This is a genomic window from Prevotella sp. E13-27 (assembly GCF_023217965.1).
GTDB lineage: Bacteria > Bacteroidota > Bacteroidia > Bacteroidales > Bacteroidaceae > Prevotella.
In genome coordinates, this window is record NZ_JALPSC010000001.1 from 237,325 (window position 1) to 248,190 (window position 10,866).

Annotated in this window: 12 protein-coding genes; 7 read left to right on the forward strand and 5 right to left on the reverse strand. The window is 48.4% G+C overall.

Annotation, left to right across the window (positions count from 1 at the left end; translation table 11 throughout):
- Positions 1–15: 15 nt before the first annotated feature.
- Genes M1L52_RS01030 through M1L52_RS01050 form a run of 5 tightly spaced genes read right to left on the reverse strand, consistent with a single transcriptional unit; the run spans position 16 to position 3,978 of the window.
- Complete coding sequence (locus M1L52_RS01030; protein WP_248612970.1) at positions 16–1,269, reverse strand: ABC transporter permease; 1,254 nt, start codon at positions 1,267–1,269, stop codon at positions 16–18.
- Entirely contained in the window at positions 1,253–1,912 is a 660-nt protein-coding gene (locus M1L52_RS01035) for an ABC transporter ATP-binding protein (protein WP_248612971.1), read from the reverse strand. Before M1L52_RS01035 ends, M1L52_RS01030 begins: the two co-directional genes overlap by 17 nt.
- Positions 1,909–2,256, reverse strand: coding sequence for a GntR family transcriptional regulator (locus M1L52_RS01040; protein ID WP_248612972.1), 348 nt, complete (start codon positions 2,254–2,256; stop codon positions 1,909–1,911). The genes M1L52_RS01035 and M1L52_RS01040 overlap by 4 nt, the downstream gene beginning before the upstream one ends.
- The gene (locus tag M1L52_RS01045) at positions 2,253–3,122 is read right to left on the reverse strand and encodes a hypothetical protein (protein WP_248612973.1); all 870 of its coding nucleotides are present in this window, start codon (positions 3,120–3,122) and stop codon (positions 2,253–2,255) included. The genes M1L52_RS01040 and M1L52_RS01045 overlap by 4 nt, the downstream gene beginning before the upstream one ends.
- Before the next feature lie 43 nt (positions 3,123–3,165).
- A complete protein-coding gene (locus M1L52_RS01050; protein WP_248612974.1) occupies positions 3,166–3,978 on the reverse strand; it encodes an ATP-binding cassette domain-containing protein in 813 nt (270 codons plus the stop codon).
- Positions 3,979–4,232: 254 nt separating this feature from the next.
- Here M1L52_RS01050 and M1L52_RS01055 point away from each other — a divergent pair, with 254 nt between their 5' ends.
- The 7 genes from M1L52_RS01055 (at position 4,233) to M1L52_RS01085 (ending at position 10,788) form a co-directional block, all read left to right on the forward strand.
- The gene (locus M1L52_RS01055; RefSeq protein ID WP_248612975.1) at positions 4,233–5,627 is read left to right on the forward strand and encodes a metallophosphoesterase; all 1,395 of its coding nucleotides are present in this window, start codon (positions 4,233–4,235) and stop codon (positions 5,625–5,627) included.
- A gap of 18 nt (positions 5,628–5,645) precedes the next feature.
- Positions 5,646–6,743, forward strand: coding sequence for a hypothetical protein (locus tag M1L52_RS01060; RefSeq protein WP_248612976.1), 1,098 nt, complete (start codon positions 5,646–5,648; stop codon positions 6,741–6,743).
- A 100-nt stretch (positions 6,744–6,843) separates the two neighbouring features.
- Entirely contained in the window at positions 6,844–7,383 is a 540-nt protein-coding gene (gene hpt / locus M1L52_RS01065) for a hypoxanthine phosphoribosyltransferase (protein ID WP_248612977.1), read from the forward strand.
- A gap of 49 nt (positions 7,384–7,432) precedes the next feature.
- Positions 7,433–8,005, forward strand: coding sequence for an adenylate kinase (locus M1L52_RS01070; RefSeq protein WP_248612978.1), 573 nt, complete (start codon positions 7,433–7,435; stop codon positions 8,003–8,005).
- Between the two features lie 99 nt (positions 8,006–8,104).
- On the forward strand, positions 8,105–9,295 hold the full coding sequence (gene obgE / locus M1L52_RS01075) for a GTPase ObgE (RefSeq protein ID WP_248612979.1): 1,191 nt from the start codon (positions 8,105–8,107) through the stop codon (positions 9,293–9,295).
- Between the two features lie 10 nt (positions 9,296–9,305).
- Entirely contained in the window at positions 9,306–10,091 is a 786-nt protein-coding gene (gene pgeF / locus M1L52_RS01080; protein WP_248612980.1) for a peptidoglycan editing factor PgeF, read from the forward strand.
- A gap of 28 nt (positions 10,092–10,119) precedes the next feature.
- Positions 10,120–10,788, forward strand: a complete 669-nt coding sequence (locus M1L52_RS01085) for a M23 family metallopeptidase (RefSeq protein WP_410896763.1) — start codon at positions 10,120–10,122, stop codon at positions 10,786–10,788.
- Positions 10,789–10,866: the final 78 nt, after the last annotated feature.

Consider the following 10,866-nt stretch of genomic DNA (forward strand, 5'->3'; position numbering starts at 1 on the left):
CAATACTATTTTATGCTAAAGGGTCTGTAGCGCTTCGATAGGTCTTATGCGTGCTGCCTTGAGTGAAGGCACAAGACCTGCGATGGTTCCTGCAATAATCATCACCATCGTTGCCTCGATACAAACGTCCAGACCCACTGTCGGGTTGACGAACATCGTGGCTTTGAACAGGCCTGAGTCTATCTGCGTGTGACCAATCGTTGCGTCCATATATTCATTGGCAGCTACTCCGAGCACCATGCCTATATATCCGAAGAACGTGGTGATGATGACACTTTCCACGATGATAAGCCTTAGTATGGACCACGGCTTAGCACCTATGGCCTTGCGTATGCCAAACTCGTGGGTGCGTTCCTTCACGGTGATAAGCATAATGTTTGACACTCCCACTATACCGCTGAGCAGTGTGAAGAGTCCCACTATCCATAGGGCCGTTCGTATGATGCCCATACCTGTATTCATCTGCATGGCAGAGGTGAAGCGGTTCCAGAGCCAGATGCTTCCTTCATCGTCGGGGGCTGCAGAGTGGTTGGCGTTCAGTCGCTGACGGTAGCGTGCCTCGAAGGCATCGTTGGCCTCTTCTGTAGGCAAACCATGAAACGAGTACTCTATGCGGTCAATCTTATTTCCCTTGCCAAACATGGTCCTAACGGTGGTAAACGACGTGAACGCATCGTTGTTCTGACGGCTCTCATCGTCTTTATATATACCCACCACACGAAACATGAATGCTCCAACTTTGACATGCTTACCCACAAGACTCACATAGCGTTTAGGCATCAGTTCCTTTGCCTGCGAGAGGCTGACCACTATAACCTTCCTCATCTCACGTATGTCTATATCGTTGACGAAACGACCATAGAGTATCTCGCGCTTGTCTATCTTACAGGCATTGGGGAAGACGCCGTAGAGCATGCCACTGACATACTCCTTGTCCTTGCTGATGACGACGCTCTGGCTTACCTGCGCTCCCACCTCGTCAATATTCTCAGTGAACTCCGTCTGTGTGGCTTGCAGATCCTTGGTGTCAAGATTGACATAGCGACCCTCCTGAAAACCCATATAAGGTTTCTCCGTCCATCCGCCAAAGACAGCCATTGAGTTGGTAAGGAAGCGTCCGTTAGACTGCTCAATCGCATTGATGAGGCCGTTGCCGGCTCCCAACAGCACAACAATCATGAAGATACCCCATGCCACGGCGAAGCCTGTGAGCGAGGTACGCAGCTTGTTGCGGCGTGCCGTCTGCCAAATCTCATTCAATAACTCCATCCTTGATTCTTATTATTCTGTTGGTCTGCTCAGCCACGCCAGGGTCGTGGGTAACAATAATCTGAGTGATGTGCTCATCGCGGTTAAGATCCTTCAACAGCTGCATCACCTCTACAGAGGTCTTCGAGTCCAATGCACCCGTAGGCTCATCGGCAAGGATTATCTTCGGCTTCGTGATAAGTGCACGGGCAATGGCTACTCGCTGACGCTGTCCACCGGAGAGCTCGTTGGGATAGTGCGTTGCCCAGTCTTTCAGCCCCAATCGCTCCAGATATTCCATCGCCAGCATGTGACGCTTCTTGCGCGACACACCCTGATAGAACAGCGGCAGTTCTACATTCTCTACAGCCGTCTTGAAGGATATGAGGTTGAACGACTGAAAGATGAATCCTATCATGCGATTACGGTATTCGGCAGCCTTCGTCTCCGACAGGTTCCAGATGCGCACACCTGCCAGTTCATAGAGTCCTGAGTCGTAGTTGTCGAGAATACCGAGGATGTTAAGCAGTGTTGACTTACCCGAGCCCGATGCTCCCATGATGCTCACGAACTCACCCTCAGCAATATCGAGGTTGATGCCCTTCAGCACATGTAGAGGCTGTGCACCATAATAGGTCTTGTTTACGTCTTCTAAGTGTATCATTCGTAGGCTGCTTTAATATCGTCTATTGTAATGCCGAGCAACTTCATCTGACGGAACAGCTCAGGCAACTGTTCTTTCATGAACAGCCGTTTGCGTTCCTTCAGTATCTGCTTCTTCGCGCCTGGTGTCACGAAGTAGCCCAGACCACGCTTGTTATAGATAATGTTTGCGCGAGCAAGCTCGTCATATGCCTTTACGGCGGTGTTCGTGTTCACCTCAAGGAGCACGCTATACTCTCGCACAGAGGGTATGCGGTCGTCATCCTTATAGGTGTCGGCGAGAATCTCGTCCATCAGACGGTCTGCCATCTGGATATAAATCGGTTTGTCGTTTGAAAATGTCATACATTAAACCATTTGTGATTAATAACCTGCATGCGGCAGAATAACTTATAAGACAGCCAGTAGTTGAAGGCTATGATAATCCAGCCAAGAACCGTGACTATATAGAAAGAGGGGTTGAACACAACTTTTGAAACAGGATAGTCCTTACCATTCCATGTAAACGTATCTATCTGCACATAGTCGTAAAGATGCAAATCGATAGTTCCCACCTGTCTCAGGAAGATGATTATCAGAATTGTAGCAGCAATTATCGCCATGCTTGTAAGCAGGAAATGATAGCGACGGAAGAATGCGCCACCAACGATGAAGAGTGACTGGAAATACACTGCCCATGTGACAACTGCGAGACCGAACTGCCAGTATTCCTGACTTGTGACGGGTTCTGTCACTCGATAGAAGCCCCACACCACTACACGTCCTGTCAACATGTCAACGAATACGCGGAGAACATCTGCCAGCACAATGGCAACGATAGCCAGTACAGCCATCAGTACTATAGAGTGGAGCAGGTTAACCAAATACTTCTCTGCATGAGACACAGGCCAGAGCAGATAAGATGAGCGCTGGCGCACATCTTTCATATTATTGAATAGCGAGCTGGCACCATAGAGCTGGGCAAAGCAGAAGAACATAAGCGAGAAGAACAGCTCCTGTTCCACTAAATGGCTGTATTGTCTCACCAACTCAGCACCGCTATATAACTGCTGCATTGTGTCGTATGAAGGACCAGCCACGCGGGTAAAAAACAGGTTGGCAAAGAACACCACGAGAGTAAAGATGCCTAACTGACGGAGCCATGCCTTACGCGACACGAGAAACTGACACTTCAGTGCCTGGGAGAATCTATTTAATTTGAAATCGCTCATAATACTTAATTCGTTTTAATTCGTGAAATTCGTGGTAAAAAAATCATTTTGTTGTCTTATAGTTAAACAAGAGTTCCAGGTTCACCTGCGTCTCGACACTGCCTTCCTTGCGCTTTGTGACAACGGCATTGCCCTGAAGCGTTGGCTCGGCATAGAGCACGTCGCTATCCATCTCTTGAGGTGTGCGATACTCAAAGGCATACTGGTCAATAATCTCCTGCATGGAAGCATTAAGTAACACGCTATGCTGATCAAGAATGAGTATGTGGTCAAGCATCTGCTCCACGTCGTGCACCTGATGGGTAGAGACTATCACGGTGCGCTCCTCAGTCATGTGACGGGCTATCACCTTACGAAACTGCGACTTCGACGGGATGTCCAGACCGTTGGTAGGCTCATCCATGAACAGATACTTTGTGTTGGTAGCCATGGCGAAAGCTATGTATGCCTTCTTGCGCTGACCCATAGAGAGCTTACCGAGATGCACATCCTCAGGCAGTTCGAAATCACTCAGACACTCTTTCAGCACTTCGTCAGAGAAATTTGGATAGAAGGGCTTATATAGCTTCACATATTCAGACAGACAGATAGCTGGCAGTTCAAACTCTTCCGTAACGAAAAACACGTCCTGTAACATCTCAGGGTAGCGTTTCATTGCTGGCACGCCATCACAAAGGACAGTGCCTTCAACAGGACGTAGAAGACCCGACAGCAGATAGAGCAACGTTGACTTGCCTGTGCCGTTCTTACCTAACAGACCATAGATTTTGTTTTCCTCCAGCTTAAGGCTGAAATCGCAGAACACCTGTTTTTTCTGACCAGGGTAACTGAAATAGATGTTGTTAACTTCAATCATAGTTTTCGATTGTTATTGTTTATATTATTGTTTATGGTTGTTCTTAACCCGTGTTGTAGTGTACTACTTTAATAGAACACTGCAAAAGTAATACGTTTAATAATACGCTCCAAACATTTAAGCAAAAAACTGCAATAAATTAACAATACTTAACTAGCACTATCATAGTGTAACAACTTCGAAAAAACAAGCTTTCCTTTTGTATTTCACTCGACTTTTCGTATTTTTGCAGACAAATTACTAAAACTATAAATATGAGAGAAAAAATTGGATTATTGTTCGCTGTGCTGCTACTGTCGATACAGGGGGCTTTCGCCCAGATGACCTTCAGTCTGAATGGAGCAGACTTCAACGATGTGGCATATCGCAACACGAAGGGAATGACAACGGTGACATTACCAGCAGGCACGAGTCTGGAGGGCATCATCACAGGAGTGAAGATTGATGGCACAGATGTGGATGCCTCAGCCATAACGCCCAACCCATTGACAACAAAGATAAAATACGGAGAGACGAAGGTCTTCACACACAACAACAGAGCCTTCGGCTTTGTCTTTGAAGAGGACTTGTGGTTCTGCGGCGTGTTCATATCAGACTGTCACATAAACCAAGGCATCGGCCACGATGGCACAAGCACAGAGGAGATGAAGCGCATAATGAACAGCATCATCGCCATGGGAAAAGACGGAAAGAAAAAGGTGAGCTTCACTACTGCCGGAGCAACGAACATTGTGCCAAAGACCAGCATCATCTTCTGTCTGGGAGACATTGACCAGGACAAGGGCGATGACGGCAGCAGTGGTACGCACAACAACTTCCTGAACAGCACGGCTGAAGTGGCAAAGGCAGCTGGTACACCTTTCATATTCATTGCTGGCAACCACGACCTAAGCCCTGACTACTGGACAGGCGATAACCCCGACAAAGGCGCGACATTCAGTGGCTCGAACGCTGACAACCAGACAATAACGGCAGTCACGGAGAATAACGACTATTGGAACAATGCAAACGTGTTCGACGAAAACATCTCATATTTTACCGACGACACGAAGAGTAACTGCTTCCAGTCAAAGCCATTTACATTTAATTATAAAAATGTCCGCTTCTACTGCGCTCACACCTATTGGTTCCAGAAACTCTACAAGCGCACCAGTCTGTTTGGCGATGCCACATACTACGCACCTGACGGAGTGATAAGCGCCTTGGACACCTTCGTAGAGAGCCATGCCGGAGAGGCAAGCGTATGGATGCAGCACTTCCCCTGGCTGGCAGGCAGCGACTGCAACCGCTGGTGGCTTGACCAGAACGACAAAGGACTATACATACCGACGACAGACAGTTCACTCTATGGTTCCAACACGCAGGGCATTGCCTATAACGACGCCAACAAAGCCAACAGGCTGAAGAAAGATCCGCTATCGGCAATAATGATGAAGGCGGCAGGAAAGGTTGACGGTAAGGTGCAGCACTTCTCTGGTCACTATCACCGTTTTGACGACCGTACCTATCAGAGCACGGTAAACACATCGAACAAGATACACGACTACACCGTTGCCGCACCTGGAAACACGGAACAATCGAACAACGCCTTTGTTGTGCTGTTCAAGCGTGGCGAGGGTGTGAAAGAAGTAATACAGACCCAGTTCTAACTAAAAAGACAAGACATCATGAAACATTATATTCTTGCAATACTCATGCTGACAGGAGCCGCAGTACACTCTGTGGCTCAGACCGATGATGGCCGAAGCAAGCTGACGGCAGCATTGGAACGCTTCGAGAACGACTATAACCTTCAGGACGGTACGGACTTCAGTCGTAAGACAATGAGTGCAGAGGCATGGACCAACCTACTGAGACAAGTGAACAAAGCTAGCCTTGCCCTTGATGACGAAGCACAAGCCAGCAATTACGCTACACTGGCAACAGAGCTTAACACACAAATGGATGCCACAGATGCCTCACTACGCCTCTTCAAAAGCTACAAGGCAATGATTGAGGGCTGCAAGGCGCTAACACTTAGTGAGGTAGAAGGCAATAACTCCGACTGCAACATGAACAACGACGACAGTCTGCAAACAGCTATCTCAAGACTTAACACCGCTTTCGTTGAATACGCAAAGATCCAAGAGGACAACATCGACATGAGACCATTCCTCGGAGAGAACCTTGACTTCAGCAAAGCCGACGGCGACAAGCTCGTAGCGGGCGCGAACATCGAGGTCAACGACATCACAGGATGGGACGAACGCTACAGCGACGTGGTGGACTGGACCAGGCTGAAGACCGAGAGCGGACAGCTCCTGCTACGCGCCAACTGGACTGCCAAGTCCGTCATAGTGGAGGTGTCAAAACAGAGAATGCTGCCCGAGGGAGACTACATGCTCTCACTGAGATGGAACAGCGACATGAGCAACATGACAAACCTCTCACATTTCACTGTTGGAAACAAGGAGAAAGCCATAGGCATATCGACCTCATCAATGAGAATGCAGACATTCTTCTTCACCGTTGACGAAGGCGGACAGCCATTTGACATCGTCATAGGTCTGAAGAAACTGAACTCAGGAAACGCTCCCGCACAAATACAGGTTGACGACATAAGATTAGTCTGCGAGCCACCGTATGACGAGGGCATCACAGATCGAACAACAGCATTCCAAAGCGCTGCCAACAGGTGGTACACGCTCGACGGACGCTCCCTCAACGGTAAACCAACGTCTCCCGGCATTTACGTCAGCAAAGGTAAAAAGGTTGTCATCAAGTGACTGTTTTAAGCCGGTTGTAACAAAGAATTTCCGAAATCACTTCTTTGTTACAACCTTTTTTAGTACTTTTGCAGTCAAATTACTAAATAGAGATATTGTTATGAGCAGAATAACTATTAATGGCAAGTCATTTGAGACGTCAATGCCAGAGGCACAGATCAAATGGCGAGTAAAGGAACTGGCACAGCAGATAAGCCGCGACATGGAAGGGAAGAACCCGCTGTTTCTTGCAGTACTCAACGGAGCATTCATCTTTGCTGCCGACCTTATGCGCGAGATGACCATCCCCTGTGAAATATCGTTTGTTAAGCTGGCTTCCTATCAGGGAACAACATCTACAGGAAAGATTAAGGAAGTGATGGGAATTAACGAGGACCTCTCAGGCCGTCACGTAATCATCCTTGAAGACATTGTAGAAACGGGCCTTACCATTAAACAGATGAAAGAGTCACTCGGCACCCGCAACCCTGCATCGGTAAGTGTGTGCACACTTTTTTTCAAGCCCGAACGCCTGCAGGAAGACCTGAAACTTGACTATGTAGCGTTCGAGATTCCCAACGACTTCATACTCGGCTACGGCCTCGACTTTGACCAGCAGGGACGCGGACTGAAAGATCTTTACACACTGGTTAAGGAGTAAAAACGAAATATCGAGAAAACGAAATAATCAAACAAAAACAGACGAGACAATGAAGAATATTGTTATTTTCGGTGCCCCCGGCTCAGGCAAGGGCACACAGAGCGACAAGCTCATTGAAAAGTACGGATTGGAGCACATTTCTACTGGCGACGTGCTTCGTGCAGAGATCAAGAACGGTACAGAGCTCGGCAAGACTGCCAAGCAGTTCATTGACAACGGCCAGCTCATCCCCGACGAGCTGATGGTAAGCATCCTCGCTTCAGTATATGACTCTTTCGGTCGTGAACACAAGGGAGTAATCTTCGATGGATTCCCACGCACCATTCCACAAGCAGAGGCACTGAAGATGATGCTCGCAGAGCGTGGTGACAAAATTGCAGCGATGCTGGAACTCGACGTGCCAGAGGACGAGCTCATGAAGCGCCTCATACTCCGCGGACAGCAGAGCGGTCGTGCCGACGACAATGAAGAGACTATCAAGAAACGCCTCGTAGTCTATCACAACCAGACACAGCCCCTCATCGAGTGGTACAAGAAAGAAGGTCTGCACTATCACATTGACGGTCTGGGCGAACTCGACCGCATCTTCGGTGATATTTGCAAGGTAGTAGATAATATCTAGGATAGCCTAGGACTGCCTAGGATAGACTAGGGATCCTAGGCTATCCTAAAAAATCTAGAATAACTAGAGAATCTAGAAAATCCTAGAAAAAACAAAAAGATGGAGAGTAATTTCGTTGACTATGTAAAAATAATGTGCCGTTCAGGCAAGGGCGGTCGCGGCTCCATGCACCTGCGCCATGTGAAATACAACCCTAACGGCGGTCCCGACGGTGGCGACGGCGGCAAGGGCGGTAGCATAATATTGCGTGGCAACCACAACTACTGGACTCTGCTCCACCTGCGCTATCAACGACATATTTTCGCTGAACATGGCGGCAACGGCGGAAGAGACAAATGTCACGGCACCGACGGCAAGGACATCTACATCGACGTGCCGCCAGGAACAGTGGTCTATAACGCCGAGAATGGTAAGTTCGTATGCGACGTAGCCTACGACGGACAGGAGATAATGCTGTTGAAAGGCGGACGCGGCGGACTGGGCAACTTCCAGTTCCGTACTGCCACCAATCAGGCACCACGCTACGCACAGCCAGGAGAGCCCATGCAGGAGATGACGGTCATCATGGAGCTGAAGCTGTTAGCCGATGTGGGACTCGTAGGTTTCCCAAATGCAGGTAAGTCAACATTAGTGTCGGCCCTATCAAATGCAAAGCCGAAGATTGCCAACTATCCATTTACAACGATGGAGCCATCGCTCGGCATTGTGGGTTATCGCGACAACAAGTCGTTCGTGATGGCCGACATACCTGGGATAATTGAGGGCGCGGCAGAAGGCAAAGGACTCGGACTCCGATTCCTGCGTCACATTGAGCGTAACTCATTGCTGCTCTTCATGGTACCTGGCGACACAGATGACATCAAGCACGAATACGAGATACTGCTCAACGAACTCAGACAGTTCAACCCAGAGATGCTGTCGAAACACCGCGTGCTGGCAATAACGAAGTGTGACCTGCTAGACGAAGAGCTCATAGAGATGCTTCGCGAGACTCTGCCCGACGACCTTCCAGTAGTGTTCATTTCGGCTGTAACTGGCTTTGGACTCGAAGAACTAAAAGATGTGCTTTGGGAAGAACTGAATGCCGAGAGCAACAAACTCGCCACAATAACAGCCGAAGACACTCTTGTGCACAGAGACAAGGACATGGCAACCTTTGCTGCAGAACTGGAAGACGAAGGTGAGCTTGACGACATAGAATATGTTGATGCTGAGGACGTTGACGAAGACTTCGAGGACGAGGATATAGAAGACCTTGAGGACTTTGAATACGTGGAGAGCGAGAGTTGAGAATTGAGAGTTGAGAATTCCACAACTTAAATATTATGACTTGGGCGAGCACGTAACAGCCTTTAGCACCACCCGACACGGTGGCTGCTCAGCAGGTAATTACGGTGAGCTGAACATCAACCCTTATTGTGGCGATGATCCTGCGGCAGTGGCAAAAAATCGCGAGCTACTAGCACAAGAATTGCCCATTCCATCGGTCTCAAGTATCCTCCTACCCCATCAGGTTCATGGAAAAAGTATCATTGATATTGATGAGGACTTTCTGGAAAAGCGATTCACCGCTCAGGATTTTGACGGCTTTGACGGCATAATAACAAATCAGGCCGGTGTGTGCATCGGTGTCTCTACAGCCGACTGCATCCCCGTCATCCTCTACGATGCCGTTCATCATTGCGCTGCAGCGATACATGCTGGATGGCGAGGCACAGTCCAGCGCATAGTACAAGAGGCAGCCTTGCACATACATTCTCGTTACCATACTGACTATGGGCAACTGCTAGCCGTTATCGGTCCTGGTATCTCGCTAAAGAACTTTGAGGTGGGGCAAGAGGTCTATGACCGTTTTGAAGAAGAGCATTTTCCCATGGACAAGATTGCCGACACAACAAGTTGGCCAAAGCCACATATTGACCTGAAGACGTGCAACCGGCTACAGCTTACCGACCTAGGAGTTCCAGACCAGAATATCTTCGACTGCGGCATCTGCACCTTCGATGAAACCGACCGTTTTTTCTCTGCCCGACGCTTAGGCATCAACTCGGGTCGCATCTATACAGGAATAGTAATTCATAGTTAATGCTGTGAGATAAATTAAAAACCTAACGATGAGTCACAAATATATCATACTAAGTTTTTTCACACTTCTGACACTGCAAAGTTGTTCGCAAAACACCTACCAGTTCAAGCCACAGGACTACCCCTTCCCCATTCCTGAAGAGGAGCCTTACGCAACGATGCAAGACAGTGCCGAACAGCAGGCTGCTGAGACTCGACGTATGACAGGTGACCCATTCCTTGGCGGAACGACCCTCACAGTTGATTTGAGTGCAATACCTGACGGAAAGTGGTGTTATCCGCTGCCAGGCGCGAAGGTGATAAGCAACTACGGTACGCGTGGTCGTCGCAGACACAGCGGAGTGGACCTAAAGACTCGTTCTAACGACAAGATATACGCAGCTATGGACGGCATAGTAACTATGTCAAAACCTTTCGCCGGCTATGGCAACTGCATAATTCTGCGTCACCCCAACGGCCTTGAGACGCTCTACAGCCACAACTCAAAGAACCTCGTTGTTGAAGGACAACGTGTCACAGCCGGAAAAGTCATAGCACTGACAGGCCGCACAGGCCGTGCCACAACCGAGCACCTACACTTTGAGCTAAGAGTGGCAGGCAAGCATTACAACCCGCAATTACTGTTCGACCACAATACAAAACGCATTAAACACCACAAATTGACATTCAAAAAAGGCGGTGGAGTGACCACAAAGTAACTTTTTTACAATTTTATAAAAAATAAATATACTGATATAGACCCTATATCAGTTTTTTTAGTTATTTTTGCACCCACT